The sequence below is a fragment of the Prevotella sp. P4-98 genome (assembly GCF_002251405.1).
Classification (GTDB): Bacteria; Bacteroidota; Bacteroidia; order Bacteroidales; family Bacteroidaceae; genus Prevotella.
In genome coordinates this window covers 1-24,209 of sequence record NZ_NPJC01000063.1, presented here as the reverse complement: position 1 = coordinate 24,209, position 24,209 = coordinate 1, and the positions used below count along the sequence as shown (strand labels likewise).

The 24,209-nt window shown below is 46.1% G+C and carries 15 protein-coding genes, 1 other RNA gene and 2 pseudogenes; 12 read left to right on the top strand and 6 right to left on the bottom strand.

Going from position 1 to position 24,209, the window contains the following annotated elements; translation table 11 throughout:
* Positions 1-278: 278 nt before the first annotated feature.
* From CIK96_RS10690 to CIK96_RS10645, 10 genes are all read left to right on the top strand, one after another.
* Positions 279-1,562, top strand: a complete 1,284-nt coding sequence (locus tag CIK96_RS10690) for a serpin family protein (protein ID WP_094440568.1) — start codon at positions 279-281, stop codon at positions 1,560-1,562.
* A gap of 214 nt (positions 1,563-1,776) precedes the next feature.
* Positions 1,777-4,515, top strand: a complete 2,739-nt coding sequence (locus CIK96_RS10685) for a TonB-dependent receptor (protein WP_094440567.1) — start codon at positions 1,777-1,779, stop codon at positions 4,513-4,515.
* Between the two features lie 63 nt (positions 4,516-4,578).
* Positions 4,579-6,129: a hypothetical protein gene (locus CIK96_RS10680; protein ID WP_094440566.1), complete on the top strand. Its 1,551-nt coding sequence runs from the start codon at positions 4,579-4,581 to the stop codon at positions 6,127-6,129.
* Positions 6,130-6,393: 264 nt separating this feature from the next.
* Entirely contained in the window at positions 6,394-7,614 is a 1,221-nt protein-coding gene (locus CIK96_RS10675) for an efflux RND transporter periplasmic adaptor subunit (protein WP_094440565.1), read from the top strand.
* A gap of 18 nt (positions 7,615-7,632) precedes the next feature.
* Positions 7,633-10,737: an efflux RND transporter permease subunit gene (locus tag CIK96_RS10670; protein ID WP_094435565.1), complete on the top strand. Its 3,105-nt coding sequence runs from the start codon at positions 7,633-7,635 to the stop codon at positions 10,735-10,737.
* 60 nt (positions 10,738-10,797) lie between these two features.
* The gene (locus tag CIK96_RS10665) at positions 10,798-12,003 is read left to right on the top strand and encodes a TolC family protein (protein ID WP_158214860.1); all 1,206 of its coding nucleotides are present in this window, start codon (positions 10,798-10,800) and stop codon (positions 12,001-12,003) included.
* 188 nt (positions 12,004-12,191) lie between these two features.
* A complete protein-coding gene (locus CIK96_RS10660) occupies positions 12,192-13,055 on the top strand; it encodes an RNA polymerase sigma factor RpoD/SigA (protein ID WP_094390571.1) in 864 nt (287 codons plus the stop codon).
* 5 nt (positions 13,056-13,060) lie between these two features.
* Positions 13,061-13,486, top strand: coding sequence for a hypothetical protein (locus CIK96_RS10655; RefSeq protein ID WP_144007364.1), 426 nt, complete (start codon positions 13,061-13,063; stop codon positions 13,484-13,486).
* A gap of 18 nt (positions 13,487-13,504) precedes the next feature.
* Positions 13,505-13,866, top strand: an RNA gene (rnpB, locus tag CIK96_RS10650) — RNase P RNA component class A.
* Positions 13,867-13,908: 42 nt separating this feature from the next.
* Positions 13,909-14,829 carry a TIGR01212 family radical SAM protein gene (locus tag CIK96_RS10645; RefSeq protein WP_094435569.1) on the top strand — a complete coding sequence of 307 codons (921 nt, stop codon included), beginning with the start codon at positions 13,909-13,911 and terminating at the stop codon, positions 14,827-14,829.
* Positions 14,830-15,216: 387 nt separating this feature from the next.
* On the opposite strand, the gene CIK96_RS10640 is transcribed toward CIK96_RS10645, so the two are convergent.
* Positions 15,217-16,014: a hypothetical protein gene (locus CIK96_RS10640; RefSeq protein ID WP_094390574.1), complete on the bottom strand. Its 798-nt coding sequence runs from the start codon at positions 16,012-16,014 to the stop codon at positions 15,217-15,219.
* 175 nt (positions 16,015-16,189) lie between these two features.
* Between CIK96_RS10640 and CIK96_RS10635 the strand changes: the two genes are divergently transcribed.
* Complete coding sequence (locus tag CIK96_RS10635; RefSeq protein ID WP_094440564.1) at positions 16,190-17,452, top strand: DUF4861 domain-containing protein; 1,263 nt, start codon at positions 16,190-16,192, stop codon at positions 17,450-17,452.
* Here CIK96_RS10635 and CIK96_RS10630 read toward each other — a convergent pair.
* Together CIK96_RS10630 and mtaB are read right to left on the bottom strand one after the other, a co-directional pair.
* Positions 17,434-18,453: a glycosyltransferase family 2 protein gene (locus CIK96_RS10630; protein WP_094390576.1), complete on the bottom strand. Its 1,020-nt coding sequence runs from the start codon at positions 18,451-18,453 to the stop codon at positions 17,434-17,436. The genes CIK96_RS10635 and CIK96_RS10630 overlap by 19 nt on opposite strands.
* Positions 18,454-18,491: 38 nt before the next feature.
* On the bottom strand, positions 18,492-19,874 hold the full coding sequence (gene mtaB, locus CIK96_RS10625) for a tRNA (N(6)-L-threonylcarbamoyladenosine(37)-C(2))-methylthiotransferase MtaB (RefSeq protein WP_094440563.1): 1,383 nt from the start codon (positions 19,872-19,874) through the stop codon (positions 18,492-18,494).
* 770 nt (positions 19,875-20,644) lie between these two features.
* Here mtaB and CIK96_RS13325 point away from each other — a divergent pair.
* On the top strand, positions 20,645-20,809 hold the full coding sequence (locus CIK96_RS13325; RefSeq protein ID WP_173815123.1) for a hypothetical protein: 165 nt from the start codon (positions 20,645-20,647) through the stop codon (positions 20,807-20,809).
* Between the two features lie 106 nt (positions 20,810-20,915).
* Here CIK96_RS13325 and CIK96_RS10620 read toward each other — a convergent pair whose 3' ends face one another.
* The 3 genes and pseudogenes from CIK96_RS10620 to CIK96_RS10610 form a co-directional block, all read right to left on the bottom strand.
* Positions 20,916-22,577, bottom strand: a complete 1,662-nt coding sequence (locus CIK96_RS10620; protein WP_094440562.1) for a putative transporter — start codon at positions 22,575-22,577, stop codon at positions 20,916-20,918.
* 299 nt (positions 22,578-22,876) lie between these two features.
* Positions 22,877-23,695 (bottom strand): annotated as a pseudogene (locus CIK96_RS10615) (DUF6057 family protein); the annotation flags it as partial.
* A 311-nt stretch (positions 23,696-24,006) separates the two neighbouring features.
* Positions 24,007-24,209: pseudogene (locus tag CIK96_RS10610) on the bottom strand (IS1380 family transposase); the annotation flags it as partial.

Here is a 24,209-nt window from a genome sequence, read left to right as displayed (position 1 = left end):
GTTTTGCGTTGCAAAGGTACGATTAAGTGAGAGAAATACAAAAAGAAAACTCGTTTTCTTTATTATTTCTTCGGTAGTGCAAACCAAGAGAAGTATGAAAAATAGACAACAAGAATAGGAGTTTTCAAAAAATATACTTATCTTTGCAATGGAAAACCGCCATGAGAGGCTTATACGGTTAAGAGTTGTTAAGATTGTGGCTGTCTCATGCAATCTATCCATATCATCGGCATTTACCAGATAAGAAACAATTTGAAATTAAAAACCATACAACAACAATGAAGCACTACACAACAACCGCGGCGATACTATTGACTGCCGCCCTTACCGTTTCATGCAACAGTAGCAAGAAGCTCCAAAACCCCAACAACCCTTCGGCAGACAATACTGTCGTTGTCACTCCCTCTAACTCTACAGATATGGATGAAGCATACCTCACACTCAGCGATGCACAGCGCGACATCGTCAACCGCAACAATGTCTTTGCACTACAGCTCTTCAATCAGGTTAGCGACCACAGCAGCAAAGTGGTGTCACCACTGAGCGTAGCATACCTCATGGGGATGTTGGCTAACGGTGCTGATGGTGTCAGCCAACAGGAAATCCTTAAAGCTATCGGCTGTGAGGGTATCGACATCAACGACCTCAACTCGCTCTATCAGAATATCCTGCAAACTGCCGACCGACTGGATCAACAGACCACGGTAAGCATTGCCAACTATATTGCCGTGAACAAGGCATATCGGCTGCGTCCGCAGTTTGTCAGCACCGTGACAGACCATTACATGGCTGGGGTGGAAAGTCTGGATTTCAGCAATCCTGCCACAGTAAAACACATCAACAACTGGTGTTCCAAACATACTGACGGCATGATTCCTTCCATCATCGACCAGACTGATCCTGCTGCAGTATCTTATCTGATGAATGCCATCTATTTCAACGGCACGTGGGAGAAGAAGTTTGATGAACGCAAAACCAGTGAAGAGATTTTCCGTGGATACACCCGCGATATTCAAAAGGTGGAGATGATGCACCAACGTAACAAGTTCCTATACGCAGAAATGCCACTCTACAAAGCCGTTGTGCTGCCATACGGCAATGGTGTCTATCACATGACGGTGTTGCTGCCCAACGAAGGTAAGAGCATCAACGAGATGATGGCATCTATCGACGCTTCGACACTCTCTACCCTGACCAGCAAGATGCATATCTGCAATGTCAATCTGCAACTGCCGAAGTTCACCACCGAGACCAACATCCCGCTCAACGGCATTGTCAGCACACTGGGAGCACCCAGCATCTTCAATCCTGCCGAAGCCGACTTCAGCAAGTTTGCCGATGGTCAGTTCTATGTATCACAGATGTTGCAGAAGGCTAAGATTGAAGTGAGCGAGAAGGGTACCAAGGCTGCTGCCGTTACTGCTGCTGTCATGCTGACGTCACTCGGTCCGACTGACTATCGTGATGTCAACTTCATTGCCGACCACCCGTTTGTCTATACCATCAGCGATTCGCTGAGTGGCACCCTGTTGTTCGTTGGCCAGTTTACTGGCAATAAGTAATCGATAAGGCGCAGCCCTTATCGCCCATTCCACTTCCGGTGATTGAATCCGCTTGGTTCAACCACCGGAAGTGTTTTTTTTATCTCCATTGCCTTTCCCATACCCGTAACACGACTGTCGTACCATTGTCATTCACTTTCAACACCAGCGTAACAGACCTGTAATAAGAGACACGTAACTTTGCAGCCGAAATCATAATGGTAATAAGAAAGAAATGAAAATGAACAAGAGAATCATTGTTGCAGCATGTCTTGCAGTTGGTTGTTTGCAGACTTGGGCGCAACAAATCAAAGGTATCGTTAGCGATGCAAAAACGCAGGAAACATTGATCGGTGCGGTCATCTCAGTAGAGGATTCTAACCTGAAAGCTATCACCGATATGGAAGGTTGCTTTGCACTCGATGGACTCAAATCAGGAAAACACACCTTATTAATTAACTATATAGGCTACAAGACCTGCCAACTGCAGGTGGATGCACAAAAGGGCAACACACAAGTGGTGAAGGTGGCTCTCTCTCCCGACGAGCAACAGCTCAAGGAGGTGACGGTTACGGCGGTGGAACGCAAGAATACCGATGCTGCCATGGTACAGATGGCTAAACAGAGTGCGTTGGTCATGAACAATGTTTCGGCTCAGGAAATCAGCCGTACACAAGACACCAATGCGGGCGAGGTCATCCGCCGTGTACCTGGTGTAAGCCTCATCGACGATAAGTTTGTGATGGTGCGCGGACTCTCTCAACGCTACAATAATGTATGGGTGAACGGAGGGGCAGTGCCCAGTAGTGAAGCTGACTCAAGGGCGTTCTCGTTTGACATCATACCCAGTTCGCAGATTGACAACCTCACCATCGTCAAATCTCCTTCTGCCGAATATCCTGCCGACTACTCTGGCGGTTTCATCATCGTCAATACCAAGGAGATTCCTACATCCAATGGTTTCTCGCTGATGCTGGGTGGCAACTGGAATACCTCTACCGCCATGAAGGACTTCAGCTATTACAAGGGTTCTGCCACAGACTTCCTCGGATTCGACAATGGCAAGCGCAGCATGGACATGCCGTTCAACTACGATTGGGCGGTGAAGAGCAAAAAGCCATTCGGCGATCTGAAATTGGCGGCAAGCATGAACCACCGTTGGAACCTGAACGGACGCACCCTCGGACTGTTGGCTGCGATCAACTACACCAACGAATACCGCACATACGAAAACATGGAGAACAACCTCTTCGGCATTTATGATGCGGTGAACAACAAGCCCAACTATCTGCGCTATTCTGTTGACGACCAGTATAACAATAATGTGAGACTGGGGGCCATGGTCAACCTTACCCTGCTCTCACGCAACGGAAAGCATAAATACCAACTCAAAAATATCTTCAACCAACTGGCTACCAGCCGATACACCTGGCGTGACGGTGTTAGCGCACAGTCGGATATGGAGCGCAGCGCGGAATACTACTATCGAAGCCGTACCACGTACAACGGACAGCTGACGGGAAAACACTCGTTTACTGACGATACCTTCGACTGGAATATCGGTTATGCCTATGCCAATCGAAGATTGCCTGATCGCAAGCGCTATATGGTGAACGATGCACTTGAAACGGGAGTGTTTGCTCTCAGCACAGGCAACGATGTGAAACGCGAATGGACTGCACTCGATGAACACATCGCCTCTGTAGCACTCAACGAGAAACACCATTTCACGCTTGGTTCATGGGAACCTGATCTCATGGCTGGTACCTATGGCGAATACCGCACAAGAGCGTATGAAGCTCACGAGTTCTACTACCAATGGAATCCCGGCAACAACACATTGCCCAGCGACTTCCAACACATGGATGTGCCAACACTCCTTGGTAATCCCGACAATCTGGGCGACAATAAGCTCTACCTCTTCGAACAACTGCAGATGCGCAACAACTATCGGGGACACAACATCTTAGGGGCTGGTTATCTCAACATGATGCTGCCATTCGGCAAGGTGACTGTCAATGCTGGACTGCGCTTCGAGCACAACGATATGGAACTCATCTCCAACACTCGCGACAACGAAAAGAGCGAACAGAGTCGCCACTATCGCACCAACGACCTCTTCCCCTCACTCAATGCCACCTATCGCATGAACGATATTCACCAAGTCAGACTCTCCTATGGACGAAGCATCAACAGACCGGAGTTTCGCGAAGTGGCATCGTCGGTCTATTACGACTTCGACCTGGCAAGCGATGTGCAGGGTAATACCGAACTGAACAACTGCTACATCGACAATATCGACCTGCGCTATGAAATCTACCCCAGTCGAGGCGAACTCATCTCGCTGGCACTCTTCTACAAGCATTTCGATTCACCCATCGAATGGACCTACACCGTGGCAGGTGGCACCAACCTCATCTATTCCTATAAGAATGCACGGAGCGCAAACAACTACGGTATAGAACTCGATATCCGCAAAAACCTCGCCTTCATCGGTCTCCCTGACTTCAACTTGTCGTTCAATGGGGCACTCATCAAGAGTAAGGTGGCTTTCGCTCCTGGCAGCAAAGAGGAAAACAGACCCATGCAGGGACAGTCGCCATACCTCATCAACACTGGACTGTTTTACAAAAACAAACCACTGAACCTCGATGTGGCGGTACTCTACAACCGCATCGGAAAGCGCATCATCGGTGTGGGACGCAGCGAAGGAAGCAGTGCCTCTGACGAGAATGCTCGTGTGCCTCATAGCTATGAGATGCCTCGCAACGTGATCGACCTCTCTGCCACGAAGCGCTTTGGGGAGCACTGGGAAATCAAACTCCAGGTGCGCGACCTCTTGGCTGAAAAGGTTTACTACAAACAGTTTGCCGACGTGACATACACCGATGGTAGCCAGCGTACCGTCGAAGAGGTGGCGCGATGCTATAAACCCGGTCGCAACATTGGTTTGCAGGCCATCTACAAATTCTAATACGAAATTGATAATATACTGAAATAACAGATGTTTTGTTTAATCAAAAAAACAAGTAACAAGATGAAAAAGATGAATTTCATGGGATGCATGGGCATCCTCGCAATGACGGCTATGATGGCCGCATGCAGCAGCAGTAACGATGATCCTACACCAGACCCTAATCCACAACCTGGACAGAATACGGTCTATAAATGGACCAAAGACGGAGGACTCAATGCCTGCGACCATATACTCTTCGATGCTGACGGCAAAGAAGATGCCAATGGTACTGTCATTGGCAACGGCGATCAGGAGTTTGTATTCACTGGCAAGCAACAACTCAAAAAAGGTACATACACGCTGAAAGGATGGATCTATATCGCAGCAGGAGCAGAACTGACCTTCGAACCGGGAAGTGTCATCAAGGGTGACAAGACTACCAAGGCAACGCTTATTGCTGAGCGTGGCGGTAAAATCATTGCACAGGGTTCGGCAACCGAACCGATCGTCTTTACTTCTGCTGCGGCTGCCGGACAGCGTCGCCCCGGTGACTGGGGGGGAATCATCCTCTGCGGTAAAGCGCGCAACAACCAAACGGAGATGCAGATTGAAGGTGGACCACGCACCAAGCACGGCGGCAATGACGATGCCGACAACTCAGGTGTTTTGAGCTATGTTCGTATCGAGTTTGCTGGATATCCCTTCAAGGCTGACCAGGAAATCAACGGTCTGACTTTGGGTAGCGTAGGTTCTGCCACCAAGATCGACCACGTACAGGTTTCATTCTCCAACGACGACTCGTTTGAATGGTTCGGTGGTGCGGTCAACTGCAAATACCTCATTGCCTACAAAGGATGGGACGATGACTTCGATACCGACAACGGCTTCTCTGGTAAGGTGCAGTTCGGTCTTGCCGTACGCGACCCGAAGATTGCCGACCAGAGCCAGAGCAACGGTTTCGAAAGCGACAACTGTTCTGATGGTTCTCAGCTTTCTCCTTACACCACTGCCACCTTCTCCAACATCACCTTCGTTGGTCCAAAATCGGCTTCTGACTTTGTCAACGACAAGAGCTATATCACTGCTGGCAACTATTTTCCCAACAACGGTTCGGGTCTCGGACGTTTCCAGGCTGCCATGCAGATTCGCCGTTCGTCACGTCTAAACTGTGTCAATTCGCTGGTTATGGACTGGCCTATCGGTCTGATTGTTGATGGTGAAAAGGGCAATACTCCTGAAGAAGCAAGCAAGGGAACACTGCATCTGCAAAACATACTGATGGCTAATCTTGACATCATCGGTTCGGATGCCAACAAGAGCTACGAGGATAAGGAATACGACTTCGCCAACAAGACGGTAAAGGCTGACAGCAAACAGTCATACTCTCACACCTTCTTCGCTGCTCAGCCTGGCAACAAGGCACTGGCAGACAAGACTTCATTGAAACTAACTGACACCAAAGGCGTTGGCGTAGCGATCATTCCCCAGAGTGGCAGTGCTGTGTTTGGCGCACAGAACTTCAAGGGTCTCGACAGCTGGTTTACTTCTGTCAACTACGTTGGAGCATTCAATACCAACGACAACTGGCTCGATGGTTGGACCAACTTCGACCCTCAGAATGCCAAGTATTAATCCCAACCGACTGATTAGGGTAAAACCTTACATACATACGTTTCTTACATACGTTCTCTCGTTTAGAGGCACAACCTGTCAAACAGGTATCGTGCCTCTTTTTTATCCACATTACGACACATACTATTACCAACTTACCGATTGAACATGAAACACATTTGCAACCCAGTTGCAGAAAATAGCAGTTGATACTTATATCATACTTCGATATTAAGACGTTTCACTAATTTTGCACGGAATAAAAAAAAGAAAACCTGAAAAAATATGAAAGACAATATCAAACGACTGGCAATAGTGATAGCTGCAACACTGGTGGCTGTAGGTGGATTTACACTACTATCACACGGTGACGACGATCACCACGATGCACATGCAGGACATAGTCAGGCAGAAGACGAACACCACGATGAAGAACAAGATTTCAAAAACATACCTCTAACAGCTAAACAGATTGCTACTATAGACTTAAAAACTGACTCTGTGCAATACCGTGAACTCGATGCTACCATCCGCGTCAACGGGTCGATAGTTTTGCGCCCACAGTCGATGGGTAATGTTGCCTCACTAATGGGTGGCGTGGTAAAGAACATCCTCGTGAAAAACGGACAACACGTGACAAAAGGTCAGGTGGTGGCAACCATAGAAAATACTGATGTGGTGACACTACAACGCGAATACTATGCTGCCTACAAAGAATGTGAAATGGCACAAATAGAAAAGCAACGCCAAGAAACACTGGCACAGCAGGGGGCTGGTGTGCAGAAGAACCGCCAACAGGCTGAACGCAACTATCAAGTGGCGCACGCCACCATGATAGGTATTGGTCGCCAACTGCAACAAATGGGCATCAGTACCCATGCCGTAGGACGAGGACAGTTTACCACAACATTCCCTCTGCGTGCTCCCATCAGCGGAACAGTATGTCAACTCAATGCACCACTGGGCAGCTATGCTGATATGCAAACACCACTGATGACTATCCGCAATAATGATCAAGTGGAGTGCGACCTGAACGTCTTTGAGAAAGACCTGCAGAAAGTGAATAAAGGAGACCGCGTATTGCTGGCTCTCACCAACCAACCCGGCATAGAAGTCAGCGGACAGGTTTATGGCATCAACGACTATTTCAACGATGGTACAAAGAGTGTTGCCGTACATGTGAAACTGGACGGTAACGCCAAAGCACGACTGATAGACGGTATGTTTGTCACAGGACGCATTGCCACTGGCAGAAAGCGTTGCAAAGCACTGCCCTCAAAAGCCATTATCAATACCAAGGGTAAAACCTACATCTTTGCACTCGACAAAAAAGGAAAAGACGGGGACTGTGTGTTCTCACGACATGAGGTGACGACCGGAGTGACCGATTCTGGATATACCGAGGTGGAACTCTGTAAACACATACAAGACGGACAGCAAATCGTAACAGAAAACGTGTTCTATCTGGCTTCGCTCATCGGTGAACACGGTGAACACAACCATTAATATAGCTAATACCTCTCTATGTTTCAGAAACTGATAGATTTTTCCGTCACACACAAACTGACGATAGGCATTCTGACCCTTGCCATAGCGGTATGGGGTATCGTATCATTGGTGCATCTTCCCTTCGATGCCACACCGGATATTACTGACAATCAAGTACAGGTCATCACCCAAGCTCCTGCACTGGGCGCACAAGAGGTGGAACAATACATCACCACTCCGATAGAAATGGCATTAGCCAATATCCCGCGACTGGAAGAAAGACGCAGTATCTCACGTAGCGGACTATCGGTCATCACACTTGTGTTTGACGATGCTGCCGACATCTACTGGGCTCGCTCACAGGTGAGCCAAGTACTGATGGACGTGACCAAGGAACTGCCTGCCAATACAGATACCGAGATGGGACCTATTGCCACCGGACTGGGCGAAATATACCACTATACCATAAGAGCCAAAGAGGGCTATGAAGACAAATACACGCTGACGCAATTGCGCACCATGCAAGACTGGATAGTACGCAAACAACTGTCGGGTACACCTGGTGTGGCTGAGGTGAGCGGATGGGGAGGATTTGTCAAACAGTATGAAGTGGCTATCGAAACCAACCGACTGACTGCCTACGGACTGACTGTGGGCGATGTCTTTGAAGCACTGCAAAAGAACAATGCCAATACGGGTGGCAGCTATATCGAACAGGATGCTAACCAATACTACATCCGCGGACTGGGTGTGCTGACCTCTGCCGACGATCTGCGCCAAGTGGCTGTCAAGACTGTTGATGGCAACGTGGTGAGCGTGGGTAATGTGGCTACCATACAGATGGGACATGCAACACGTTTCGGAGCAGTAACACGCAACGGTAATGGTGAAGCGGTGGCAGGTATTGCCATCATGCTGAAAGGTGAAAACTTCCAAGAAGTGAGCCAACGCGTAAAGGATCGCATCAGCCAGATACAGAAATCACTACCGGAAGGTGTGGTCATCGAACCATTCATAGACCGTACCAATCTGGTGAACCGCGTGGAACATACCATTGCACGCAACCTCATCGAAGGCGGACTCATCGTCATCTTCGTGCTGATACTCTTTCTCGGCAACTGGCGGGCAGGCATCGTTGTGGCAAGTGTTATCCCACTGAGTATGCTCTTTGCTTTCGGTATGATGAAGACATTCGGCATTGACGGTAACCTGATGAGTTTGGGAGCCATAGACTTTGGTATGATAGTCGATTCGGCGGTAATCATCGTCGAAGCGGTGGTGACCCATATCAACAGTAGTGCCGACAAATACCCTACCCTACGGCTGACACGTCAGGAGATGGACAACGAGGTGCATTTCTCGGCATCACGCATCAGGCAGAGTGCTGCCTTCGGCGAAATCATCATCATGATTGTCTATATCCCATTGATGACACTCATAGGAATTGAAGGAAAAATGTTCCGCCCCATGGCATTAACAGTATTCTTTGCCATAGTCGGCGCCTTTATCCTTTCATTGACCTATGTGCCGATGGCAAGTTGCACATTCCTCAGCAGAAAGGTACATACCCAAGAAACGGTTTCCGACAGGATGCTTGCCAAACTGCAAGAATGGTATCGACCGATATTGGAATGGACGCTGCAACGTCGCAAAGATGTCATTACCATTGCCGTTGCACTGTTCTGCGTCAGCGGTGTAGGCTTCAAGTTTTTGGGCGGTGAATTCATCCCAAGTCTGGAAGAAGGCGACTTTGCCATCGAGATGAGTATGGCACAAGGCACGTCGCTCTCACAAATGGTGGAGAGTTGCAGCAAAGCGGAACAACTCCTGAAAGCCAAATATCCTGAAGTAAAACAGGTGGTGAGTCGTATCGGCAGTGCCGAGATTCCTACAGACCCGATGCCGGTGGAACGTGCTGACATCATGGTGGCACTGAAGCCAAAAGCCGAATGGACTTCGGCAAAGACTACCGACCAACTCATGGCGATGATGTCGGAAACACTAAAGAACATTCCCGGTCTTGAAGCCGAACTGACCCAACCCATACAAATGCGAAACAATGAATTGCTGACGGGTATCAAACAGGATGTAGCCATCAAAGTGTTTGGCGAAGACCTCAACGTATTGCAACAGCAAGCTGCTAAGATTGCTGGACTGGTGCGCAACGTAAGAGGTGTCAGCGGCGTACAGGTGGAACAGGTTTCTGGACTCCCGCAAATACAAGTGCGCTACAACCACAACCGCATGGCTGCCTATGGTGTCAGCGTAGATGATGTGAACCGCATACTTGAAACAACATTTGCAGGCGCCACAGCAGGTGCTATCTATGAAGGCGAGAAGAAATTTGACGTGGTGGTACGACTCGACAATCGCAACCGCACGGTTGAAGAACTTCGACAGTTGGCAATTCCCGTTGGCGAGGGCATTACGGTGCCTTTAGAACAATTGGCAGATATTGTCAATGAGCCTGCTCCGTCACAGGTTTCCCACGAGAATGGCGAGCGCCGCATTTACGTCGGTTTCAATATCAAGGGACGCGACATGCAGTCAACCGTGGAGGAGATAGAAACGCTGATGAACGAAAAGGTGCACCTGCCCGAAGGCTATTATTACACCTATGGCGGTGAATTCCAGAATATGCAGAGTGCTATCAACAGACTGAGCATTGTAGTGCCTATCGCGCTACTGATCATTCTGCTGTTGCTCTATGCCACGGTGAAGAACCTGCGCGACTCACTCTTTGTATTCTCTGCCATCCCATTGGCTTCCATCGGTGGCGTATGGGCTTTATGGCTCAGAGGTATGCCCTTCTCCATATCGGCAGGTGTTGGTTTTATTGCCCTCTTCGGTGTGGCTGTGCTCAACGGTATTGTACTGGTGGGACAGATGAACCAAATGCAACGTGAAGGCATAGCGGACATCAACCAACGCATCACACAGAGTTGTATGATTCGCTTGCGCCCTGTTCTGATGACTGCCCTTGTGGCGTCAATGGGTTTCCTGCCTATGGCAATCTCTACAGGCGATGGCGCAGAAGTGCAACGCCCGTTGGCAACAGTAGTGATCGGTGGACTCATCACTTCCACCCTGCTCACACTTCTGGTATTGCCTGCGATTTACCGCACCTTTAAAAAAGAATAAATCACACATCTTATATATATTAAAGAGTAAGACACTATGCGACACATCATCCTCACAATAATGGGTACGATAATAAGTGGTGCTGCCATGGCACAAATGCGCCACCTGTCACTTCAAACATGTATTGACATGGCGATGAAGCAGAGCCCGACAATACGTATGGCAAACAAACAAGTGGAACGGGCGCAGGCATTGCAAGGCACGGCATGGGACTTGGAAAAGACAGAGCTGTCGCTTTCGCAAGACCCTACATCGGGAGGTAGTCCTGACAACGCACTGTCGGTAACGCAGAGTTTCGACTTTCCCACAGTATATATTGCCCGACGTCAACAGTTAAAAGCTGAGACACAAGCCGAAAGGAGCAGACTGGAGATGGAACAAAAAAACGTGGAGGCTGCTGTGGCTTCTGCCTATTTCCAACTGGTTTATCAGGAACAATGCCTTCGTAACCTAAGAAGACAAGACAGCATCATGACACGCTACCGTACCGTGGTGCGCCAACGTATGGAGGCTGGAGAGACAGGCAGACGTGAACTCATCAATGCAGAACGCTTACAGCGCGAAAACCAACTCGACATCGTAAAAGCTGAAAATGAGGCTGAGAATGCTCGATTGCAACTGATGCAGGTGATTGGCACCGATGAACCCATCACTGCCGCAGACGAACTGTTAACTCCCATAGAATTCGTCCTACCGGCCTATAACTATCAACAAACTCCAGAAGGACGGTTCTCCAACGACAAACTGCAAGCTGCTGAACGCCAGGTGAAGGTAGAAAAAAGCGGTTATGCCCCATCCCTCTCACTCTCACTACGCAATCAGATGGTTATCTCTTCATGGAATCCCTACAACGAAGATCGTAGCAGATATGACGGTGGAAACTTCATGGGCTTTGAGGTTGGTGTAGGCATTCCCTTGTTTTATGGCGCTACCAAAGCACGCGTCAAGGCTGCTAAAGCTGAGCGCGAACAATTGCAAATACAGATTCAACAGGAAGCACAACAACGTGAATCTCAATACAACGCACTATTGAGCCGTTGCAATGCTGCACGGCAACGAGTGGAATACTACGCCGAAAACGGTTGTCAGTGGAACGATGAGATGGTGAGACTTGCCACAGCTGAATACGAACAAGGCGAAATCGGATATGTAGAATATGTAGGCATACTGAAAGATGAAATCGATGTCTATCAGAAACGCGCAGAAGCCATCAATGAATACAACCAAACCGTCATAGAACTACAGCGTCTGTGCGGTACTAAATGATATTTACCACATCTATTCTTCATAGACAAACATCCTTTGTCCATAGACGAACCAGTATCCTTGCCCCCCATGATCCAAGAACAAATCAGGGAGCAAGGATACAAAAATATTATAAAAAGAGGTTTTTTGTTTTGGTCTTTCGAAAAAAATACTATACCTTTGCAAAATACACCAAACCAAAAAAACCTATGAGACAGCTGAAGATCAACACATCCATCACCAACCGAGAGAGCGAATCTCTCGAGAAGTACTTGCAGGAAATCGGTAAAGAAGAACTGCTAACAGTAGATGAGGAAGTGGAATTGGCACAGCGTATTCAGAAAGGCGACAAGCGCGCTTTGGAGAAACTGACAAGGGCCAATTTACGTTTCGTTGTTTCAGTAGCCAAGCAATATCAGAACAGAGGACTATCATTGCCCGACCTCATCGACGAGGGCAATATAGGACTCATCAAGGCTGCTGAAAAATTTGACGAGACACGAGGCTTTAAGTTTATATCTTATGCCGTTTGGTGGATCAGACAAAGTATCCTGCAAGCCATTGCAGAACAGAGCCGATTGGTCAGAATGCCACTCAATCAACAAAGTGCGTTGAGCAGAGTGACCCATGAGGCTAATAAGTTTGAACAAGAACACGAGCGGAAACCATCGTCGGAAGAACTGATGCAGCTTGTTGATTTGCCGCAGGATAAAATTGACGAAGCGCTCAATGCTCACACATGCCATGTATCGATGGATGCTCCATTTGCCGATGGTGAAGACAGTAGCCTCATCGACGTGATGGAAGATACCAACTCACCGATGGCTGACCGAGAACTCGTAAGAGAATCGCTGCGAGCAGAAATAGAGAATGCGCTGAAAACACTCTCCAACAAAGAGCGCTCTGTAATAGAAGCCCTCTACGGTATCAACTCACCAGAGATGACCATGGAAGAGGTGGGTGAAAAATACGGTCTGTCCCGCGAACGTGTCAGACAGATTAAGGAGAAAGCCATTAGGAGGCTACGTAATAATACGAACAACACGATGTTAAAATCATATTTAGGACAATGAAAACAATGACAAAAGCAATATTATTGCTTCTCATGGCGCTAACCATGCCAATGGTAGTCAACGCCAAAAACATAAAGACTCCGAAAGTCTATATCTTTGGATTTTCAGCTTCTTTCCAAGATTCCACCATCTACATGACCGATGTGCAGGAAATCACCAACGTCTGGATAGAAAGCAAAACAAAATTTCTGTTGGGCAGAGAACACTACTCACGCCAACTCAACGAATACCTCACAGCACAACAACACCCCAATAGGGTTTGCTTGGTAATATTTGCACTCAAAAGAGAAGATGCAGAGAAGAAATATCTCAAAATGAGAAAACAATACACGTCGAAGTCGAAACGCAAATACGATATGAAGTATCTCAATACCAACGACTTCAAATTCTCTACAGTCAATCTTGACATAGAAGAAGAACCAAAGAAATAAACGCAGAAAAGATAGTAAACAGTGTTTCGGTCTGCCGCTGGCATCAGCAATGGTGCGAGAGGAAAGTCCGGGCAGCATAGGACGTCCCACTTCCGAAAACAGAAGCAGTTGGCGACAGCTGGATATGGAAGAAGAGAATGACCGCCCGCAAGGGTAAGGGTGAGAAGGTGGTGTAAGAGACCACCAGCCGACGGGTGATCGTCGGGCTGTTCCATCTGGGAGCTGCAAGTTCACGTAAACCATCGTCTGAGGGTTGTCCGCCCGAGTAACAACGATGGAGGGTAGAATGCTAGAGACGTAGGGTGACCTGCGTAGTAGATAAATGGCAGACGCCTTGCCTTAGCAAGGAACAGAACCCGGCTTACAGAAACACTGTTTACTCTTTTTTTTTATATTCTTTACTTTCCTTATCTTCCTACAACATGCGCTACAACTCCTACAGTACATGGATACGGCAACAGTTTCCATTTCGCGTACAGAAGATTGCCGTTGATGCTGGTTTCTCTTGTCCCAACCGAGATGGACACATCAGTACAGGAGGGTGTATCTTCTGCGACAACCGTACCTTCAATCCATCATACTGTAATCCTGAGAAATCCATCACTACACAACTGGAAGAGGGAAAACAGTTTTTCAGTCATAAATATCCGGATATGAAATATCTGGCATATTTTCAAGCGTACTCCAACACTTATGCAGATATAGACACACTGAAACGCCGCTACGAGGAAGCTCTTGACGTAGAAAACGTGGTAGGACTGGTCATCGGCACACGCCCAGACTGCATAGACGCAACAACACTCAACTATCTGGAACAACTGAACCAACAGACCTTTCTCATCGTGGAATACGGCATCGAGTCTGCCAACAACACCACGCTGCAACTCATCAACCGCGGACATACTTTTGAGACATCATGTCAAGCAATCAAAGCAACTCATGACAGAGACATACTTACTGGTGGGCACGTCATATTGGGACTTCCTGGTGAAGATGAGAAAGAAAGCATGCGCCAAGCCGATTTGATATCTGCCCTACCACTCGACTTATTAAAAATCCATCAATTGCAAATCATTAAAGGCACACCATTGGCACGCCTATACCAACAAAATCCTTTTCCGCTCTATAACGTTGATGAATACATCCGTTTGGTTACAGCCTATTTGGAAAGACTAAGACCTGACATCGTGGTAGAGCGTTTCGTGTCGCAATCGCCAAAAGAGATGAAGATTGCCCCACAATGGGGATTGAAAAACCATGAGTTTACCGACCGCCTTCTAAACTATATGACGAGGACACATGCCCAACAAGGCCGGCTCTATCATGCACTCGGATATCAATAAGGTTTTATGACTGGCAATAGTCTTATGAACAATTGGGGATTAATAGCAATCATTATATGATGGTATCAGCCCCGTTTTTGAAGCACCCAACGCTGAGTATATATTTACACCACATTATCTTACACCCATTACAGTATTACAGTATTACAGTTTTCAAAAAGCAAAAACAATGGGTTTCCAGCATTTTTGCTAAGCAAAAACATGAAAAATCCATTATATAAGCCTAAAAAATAGTTTTCAGAAACTGTAATACTGTAATACTGTAATGGAGCTAAACGACAAATATTAGCACAATTTCTTTACATAAGATTCTCAAAGAAAAGGGCACAAATAAAAACTATGGGATTCTAAAGTACAAAGGGCAACCATCTAAAGAAACGTGGTTGCTCATTCCACGATAGCATCGTGACTGTTGAGCAACTGCTGAATAGACTTGTGTCGATTAGACTTCATATAGCGATCTATTGCATCAACTTCTGGATTACGAAAAGCACGCCTTCCAACAATCTGATTAGCAACCCATTGAATTTTTCCAGCACGCAGCTCACGATGTATTTCCGCTTTGGTCAAGCCATCAGGTGTTGGGAACATACTCAAAATATAGAATGCCACACAATCGGGAACTATCATCTGACGAGTCATCATCGCACGCTGCGCGTCAGAATAATGCTGCAGATAAAATGGATAGTCGGCACCTAAATACTTATCGAGCGAGACACCAACCATATTGCTATCTACTACTATGCTCTGGTCAAAAGAACCAATCTGAGTATAGATGGTAGGAAGCACGATATCGGGAAACTCTTTTCTCATGCGCTTGAAAGCCTTCTGCAAGTCATGCGACACATCATCAAGACTGGCAAACTCCACCTGTACATCTGCCAACAAGCGCTGAAGCGTAGAATCGCAGAAGAAATGGCGGAAACGTTGGTTGATGCCAACATCATTCACATGGCCTATATGCAACACATCCTCTATCAACATCCGAGTTTGACCAGGATAGTCGGATTGCATCTGCTGCAAAGCGGAATAATCGCCAGTGGTCAGATAAAGCATCTCAATACGATCATATCGGTCTATCAACGACTGGTCATGCCCCATTTCAGTATCGCCCGATTTCAGGCGCCACTCGCAACCGAGGCATATCAGCATCACAACCGACAAAAGTATATAAGTTTTCCGCATTGATATAAAAAAGGCCGTCTTTTTAATATTATATAATGTTAAAATACACCGCAAATTTACTAAAAAATATTTTATATTCCAAGTTTTAAGCAAAAAAAGATAAAAAACAAGGTAAAAAGGCTAATTTTGCACAAGAAAAACTAATCAGAAAACAAACATAAGAGATTTTCGGTATATGAAACGTAAAATAGCAACTATTGCCCTCTGTGGCTTGTCTTGCTGTGTACTTATGGCACAGAAACAATTAGACATTACTGTAAAAAACACCATGAAGACGGAGCGTACCGCCCAACCCATCGTGATTAATCTTGCTCCATACGGTACTGACATCCGTCAAGCCATCGTTAAAATGAACGGGCAGGAAATTGCATCTCAGCTGGACGACCTCAATGGTGACGGCTGTTACGATGAACTCTGTTTCATGGCAGATATGCCAAAGAAATCTACGACAACCTACAACGTAGAACTGCTCAACAGCGGAAAACCAAGAAAATACAAGCCTCTGGTGTATGCTGATATGATACTGCTCAACAAGAAAGTAAAGTCCAACAACGAGCAAAACCTGTTTATCAGCAGTCTGACCGTTGAGAACGGCACAAACCCTTACTGGCAGATGCATCACCACGGACCAGCCTTTGAAAACGAGTTAGTGGCTTATCGCATCTATTTCGATCATCGTCAGACCGTAGATCTCTATGGAAAATACCGTAAGGGACTGGAACTGAAGGAAACACAATTCTACACCAACAAGCAGCAAAAGGAGGCAGGCTATGGTGACGACGTGCTCTGGGTGGGTAACACATTTGGACTGGGCACTATGCGCGGATGGGACGGACAGCAGCCTACCCTGTTGGAGAATGTGGATCATCGCACAGAACGCATCATCAGCTACGGGCCCTTACGCACGATAGTAGAAGTGGTGGACGATGGTTGGAAAGACAAAACGGGCAACAACGCTTTCCATCCCTATCCTATAACGATGACCACACGCTACACGCTCTATGCTGGTCGCCGAGACTGCCAAGTTGATGTATTTTTCAGACAAGCAGTTGCCAACCATCAATTTTCTACAGGTATCATCAATATAAAAAACTCAACGGAATATTCCGATCATGAGGGACTACGCGGTTGTTGGGGTTCTGACTGGACGGTATCTGCCAAAGATTCTGTAGGTCATAAGCGCGAAACAGTTGGATTGGGCATTTGCCTTCCCATGAAACATGTTGTGAGCGAACAGCCTGCCAACAAAGACAACTATCCTTATGTCATCGGCGGTATCGATAAGGCCATGCGTTACTATATCACGTTCGGTTCTGACAACGAGACCTTTGGCTATCATTCTGCCAAAGACTGGTTTGACTATCTCCAGTTGTGGAAGAAAGACCTCATGAATCCCGTTGTGGTAACGGAAAAGCTCCGTCAAACAAAATCCGAATAACGTTTGCGCCCTTTGGCATAATACTGCCAAAGAATACTAAACGTACAAGTATCCGTCAGGCTGGCAGAAGTTCTGCCGGCCTGAATTGTTTTACGGTCTTCTGCAAAATCCTTACGCCAACGGCGGAAGGCATGGCGTGCACGATAAACAGCCAGGAACTCGCTGACATTACGGTCAAGCAGGAGCGACTTCCATGCAGCCACATAGTCAAGCACCCAACGTATCAGCATCACCTTGTGAAGCTGTTTATCGGGCAGACATTTATAAAGCATGGTAAGATTATTGCGGAAATTGAGGAAGGTCTTCATGGGATTGCCCTTAGGGAGCGTTCCTCCTCCCACATGATAGACGTAACTCTCTGGCAAGCAATATATCTTTCGTCCGCTAATACGCAATCGCCAACAGAGGTCGATTTCCTCATTATGCGCAAAGAAACGACCGTCAAGTCCGCCCACAGCCCAATAGTCGGCAGAACGAATCATCATAGCAGCACCTGTTGCCCAATGTATTTCCTGCCGGAAATCATATTGTCCGTTATCCTGTTCTACCGTCTCGAACACACGTCCGCGACAGAAGGGATAACCATAACAGTCGATGAAACCTCCGCTTGCTCCAGCATACTCAAATCGGTCGCGGTCATAGATGGAAAGGAGCTTAGGCTGACAGGCTGCCACTTCAGGATGTACATCCATAAACTCGATAAGGGGTGTCAGCCAATGATGGGTCACCTCAATATCAGAGTTGAGTAGCAGATAATACTCTGCGTCTATCTGTTTCAACGCTTTATTGTAGCCTTCAGCAAATCCCCAGTTTTTATCAAGAGGAATGGTTCTGCACGATGGAAACTCGCTGGCAAGCATAGCGAGCGATTGGTCTGTCGAGGCATTATCTGCCACATAGATTACAGCTTCATCCTTGGAGTATTGTAGAACGGTAGGCAGATATTGATGCAACATTTTCTGTCCGTTCCAGTTGAGAATAACAATTGCCAGTTTATCCATCTTTTGCGGGTTGTGATATTGAGTTGTGATGTTCTTGTTTATTTTAATGTAACACGTAGGGCACTATGATCGTGATTGAAGTCGCCAAGTCTGACGGTCATCAGCTGGTTGTCATATTCCTCACGTGCTTCTGCGGCAGGAAGTTCCACACGAACGTAGTTTTTGGTGAATCCATGCATGGCTTTGCCTCGTGGTGCCTTTTCAAACAGAACTTCGGCTGTAGTGCCAATAAACTGGCGATAGAAATTTTCGGTCTTCTGATCGGAGAGTTCCAACAGTCTTCTACTACGCTCACGCTTATCTTGATCGCTGACCACATAGGGAATGGAGAGTGCCGATGTTCCAGGACGCTCTGAATAAGGGAACACGTGAAGCTGGGTAACATCAAGCGATTGCAGGAATTCAAATGTTTCCTCAAAGCATTCTGGTGTTTCGCCTCTACACCCCACCATAACATCCACGCCGATAAAAGCTTCAGGTGTTACTTCCTTGATGCGATGTATCTTATCGGCAAAGAGTTGACGGTCGTAATGGCGGTGCATCAATTTCAATACCATATCACTTCCACTCTGTAGCGGTATGTGATAATGGGGCATGAAAGCACGACTCTGAGCACAATAGTCGATGAGTTCATCGCTCATCAAGTCGGGTTCAAGACTACTGATACGGTAACGTGAGATTCCTTTCACTCCATCCAATGCCTTAACCAAATCTACAAAGCTTTCACCGGTAGTCTTTCCAAAGTCTCCGATGTTCACACCAGTCAACACAATTTCCTTGCCGCCTTCGGCAGCTGCCTGCTCTGCTTGTTCCACCAGAGAGGCGATGGTTGGATTGCGGCTGAAGCCACGTGCGTATGGAATGGTACAATAGGTGCAAAAATAATCGCAACCATCCTGTACTTTCAAGAAATAGCGAGTGCGATTGCCTCGTGAACAACTGGGTGCAAAACTTTTGATATCTTTGGTTTTCTGCACAAAATAGTGGCCTTCTCCGGATTTAGTCTTTTCATCCTGCCCATCGGGAACAGAAATATCGGCTCTACCCAACTCTTCACCCCATTTCTCTGAGAGAAACTGGATGAGTTGCGCCTTCTCGTTAGCACCAAGCACAAGACTTACCCCTTCTATTTCACTCACCGTTTGAGGTTTCAACTGAGCATAACACCCCGTAACGACAACAAAAGCACCAGGATTCTGGCGCACCAAACGATGAATTGCCTGACGGCATTTATGGTCGGCAACCTCCGTAACAGAGCATGTATTAATGAGACAGAGGTCTGCCCGTTCACCTTTCTGTGCTGTTGTCACTCCCATATCATGGAGCATCTTTCCAAAAGTCGATGTTTCAGAAAAGTTCAGTTTACAACCCAAAGTAAAATAGGCGGCTCGTTTTCCTTGAAATGCCGATGTATCAATCATACCTTATTTATATATATTACGTTTTCTCGTGCAAAGGTACGATTAAGTGAGTAGAATACAAAAAGAAAATTAAGTTTTTCTTTTGGATTATCGAACGTGAGTACCTAAGACCGACAGGTCAAAGGTACGATTAAGTGAGTAGAATACAAAAAGAAAATTAAGTTTTTCTTTTGGATTATCGAACGTGAGTACCTAAGACCGACAGGTCAAAGGTACGATTAAGTGATTACTATACCTATCTTATACCGTCGGGATGAGTTCGGGATGTCTTCGGGAACTCAGTTCCCATAAGGCACACAGCCTATTTACCTCGTCAATCCCAAGTAAGTCATAAGTAAATCCCAAGCAAGTCCCATAACTGACGGACGATAATAGGAACACGATGGGAGAACAAAAGTACGTAAGAGAGAGACGCAACCTACACAAAACTGCTACTACAGGGATAGTAAAAAGCGATATAAACGGCGCTTTCTTAGTTGATGATTGACCTCAATTGCCCATAGAACGGCAATTTAGAGGCAAATTGGGTAAAAGACAATGTGCTCAAATAAATGCAAAAAACGGGTTTTTCGCTGTTTTTTAAGAAATGCGCCAAGATTATCCAAATTTTAACATTTCGTATATACCTGTATATCAACACTTTGCGAAAAAGTTACAAAACAACACTAAAAAAAGTCTTAAAAAAAAGAACAACGTATTGAAAAAATGCCTACCTTTGCAACGTTTTAATAAACAAATGATTGTTTTACAGATTTAAAAAGCAAAGAAAAATGAAAAAATTGGTATTTATGTTCGTAGCTATTGCAGCTATCTCTTTCGCATCATGTGGTAACAAAGCTCAGACTGCTGAGGTTGACACCGATTCTGTAGCTGCTGTTGACAGCGTTGCTGACAGCACTGCAGTTGATAGCGTTGCAACTGATAGCGTAAACTAATTCGCTACGAATTGAGAGAAAAAGCCGCTAGACGAGAGTCTAGCGGCTTATTTTTTGTCCTTATGCAACAAAAGGGAAAAGTTCTACTTCACCTTTCCCCTACGTTCTAAACCATAAACATGATAATCACCTGAGCAATTATCACTCTTACAAACATACCGAGAGGATAAACCGAAGTATAGGCCACGGCAACATGTTCGCCCTCAATGGTCTCGTTGGCATAACCCAACGCCATGGGGTTTGCCATCGAACCACAGAGCAGACCACATATAGTACCGAAATCAAATTTCTTGGCCTTCAGGGCAATAATGCCTATGATAAGAAGTGGAAGCATAGTAAGCAATAGACCAACTCCTACCCACAGTAAACCTTCAGGACGTATGATGGTTGCAAGGAAATCCTTACCGGCAGCCAGGCCCAGACAGGCCAGATAAAGCGAAAGTCCCAACTTGCGCAACATGAGCGACGCCGACCGCGTAGTATAACTAATGAAATGTACACGAGGTCCCAAGGCACCTATCAAAATTCCCATAATAATCGGACCACCGGCAATTCCAAGTTTCACAGGAGTACTCATTCCTGGAATAGAAAACGGAATCATTCCTAAGGCAAGTCCCAACAGTAATCCGAAGAAGATGGCTCCGAGATTAGGTTCGTTGAGCACTTGTACTGCGTTACCTAAGAAAGCTTCTGCATGGTCAAGATTATCTGGAGTACCAACCACGGTCACTCGGTCACCATATTGCAAATGGAGAGCATCGGTAGCAAGCAGTTTGATATCGCCACGCATCACACGACTCACATTAACCCCATAAGTCTGTCGGATATGGAGTGAACCGAGCGTTCTGCCATTGAGTTTTACTTGTGTCATGACAATTACACGACTCTCCACCGATGAATCTATAGCGTTCCAGTCTATCTGCTCTCTATTCCAGTCTTTCACTACGCGTTTACCAAAGAGAATATCCATGGCAGACACCTCATCACGTTTAGTCACCACAAGCACATTATCACCTATTTGTAATTCGGTAGAGGCAATAGGTACTATCACACGGTCTCCACGCCATATGCGCGAGATAATAAACTGACGGTGTGTCATCTGCGATATTTCAGCAATCGTTTTACACGAAATGGCAGGATTCACCACTTCATACTGCCCAACAAATGTCTGGTCTTCATCATCTTTATTATGAGGTTGCAAATCTTCCGGTTTGACAAAGAATTTTCGCAACAGAATCATAACAAATATCACACCAACCACACCAAGCGGATAGGTCACAGCGCAACCCAGTGCAGCACCACTATGCGACAGATGGGCATTGGAAAGTGCCTGTTGGGCTGCACCAAGTGCCGGAGTATTGGTGGTAGCACCACAGAGGAGTCCGACCATATCAGGTACTGAAATGGGCAATACCAGACATAACGATAGCGCCATGACCGTGCCAAGCGCAATTACTCCCATACTCCATATATTGAGTTTCGTACCTTCGTGACGCATCATACCAATAAAGTTGGGACCCACATGCAGTCCTAAGGCATAAACAAATAGCGACAAGCCGAATGTCTCAGCAAATGTCAGCATTTGTTCGTCAGCAGAAAAATGCAGGCTTCCTGCCACAATACCTATAAAAAACACAAAAGCCATGCCTAGCGAAATGCCTCTGATATGAATTTTACCAAGGGCAAGTCCTAAAGAGGTAATGAGCGACAGCACCACTACAGTCTGTACTGCTGAGTGTATAGTAAAAAGACTTTCAATCCATTCCATTTCTTGTTGTTCTTTTAACGAGTAGTTTTCTTATTTATTCTCTGTTTCTTGATATTCCATACGCTATTTTCCCCCATATCTATTCTGCCTCACAATAATCAAGGCATGGGTGAAAAGAATTCTTATGCAAAGATAAACAAAAAGTTTGAATTACTCAACATTAAGCCTCAAAATACCAATAAGAACTGGTACGAATGAAAAAATAAACACAAACCCCAAATCGGTCATCAGAAAAAGTTGTCTTGCGAATTCTAACGACCGATTTGGGTTAAATTCAATCTAAAACTTCATATTCTCTTTTAAAAGAAATATGCCCAGAAAGAATTAGGGAGCAAGTTGGGAAGTTGCGATTTCTGTCCACTGTTGAGCAATTTCATCACATTCTGAAAAGCATCCTGCGTCTGCTGACTAATCTTGTAGAGTTGCATCACCTCGGGTTCTGAGGCCGCTACCAACATCAATGCCTGCTCATAATAGGCAGGAATAGGTTCTCCGTGCGCATATTGTCGTTCAGCAATAACCTTAAAGGCTGGATAAAACTGATTACCGTCTTTATTGGCCAATAGAGCGCAAAGCAGCACATCTGCATATTTCCGTTCTGTCGGATAGCGGTCTGCCATAGCTACCATAGCTACCAGAAGATCAGCAGAATAGAATTGATCCAACCGTTGTTCATAGTCGGGCTTAGCATTTTTAATGGCTTCCAACTGCGGACGACGTTCTTCTGCCCATGACTTCATCACGGTCGAATGACTCAATATATCAAGGTATTTCTTTGCCAACGGATAGTTTTTTATTTCCAAATTGGTTACTGCCAATCGTCGAAGTACATTAAAACTGGTACCGAAGGTTGATAGTATCTGCTGTTGAAAACTCTGTCTAACAACCTCATTAGGCATATTCATCGAACGGAAAAACAGGCTATTGAAATGGCGGCAGAGCGGTTCGTCATGGTCTTTGAAGATAAAGTCATCCGCAGATGTCACGCCATAGAGGAACATCTCTTTGTTCAAACGTCCCTTCTCTATCAAAGCCAGTAAGGCAAATCGTCTGGCTATAAAACTCTCTTGTGCAACCCCAGGAGGTATAAGTTCCAGTATTTCATCCCATTGCCGGTCTTCTGCAAGACATTCCTACTGACAATAGAACGCATGTATATTGTTGGATTTATCTTTATAACCAAGTTGATAGACCGAAACCAATAAGAGCATTAACGTGGCCACCACAGCCACATAACCATTCGAGATAAATGACGGGAACCTAAAATCCGCAACTATCATCCAATACACGATTAAGGGTAGATTTATGAGTCGTTAGTAGCAGCTTTCAGTAAAAAGCAACAGCACAACATCAATATGTAGCCACCATCCCCTTACCCCACGATGCGACTTGAGGTAATACGCAGATTCAAACCGGAAAGAAAGGATTCTTATCCGAATTCTGTTTTGAAGGGTCTTGCATAAGCTCGGTTCTCTGTGTAGATATTCAGCACGTATTGCCTTGCAGTCATGATCCACTTGGCAGGTACGGAGATGAATCTGAAGACAAAAGCCTTTATGCGACTCGTTTTCTTGAGCCCAAAAGCCTTGGTGTCAAGCCTGCTCATGATGGTCTTGTAGAAATTGTGTATCA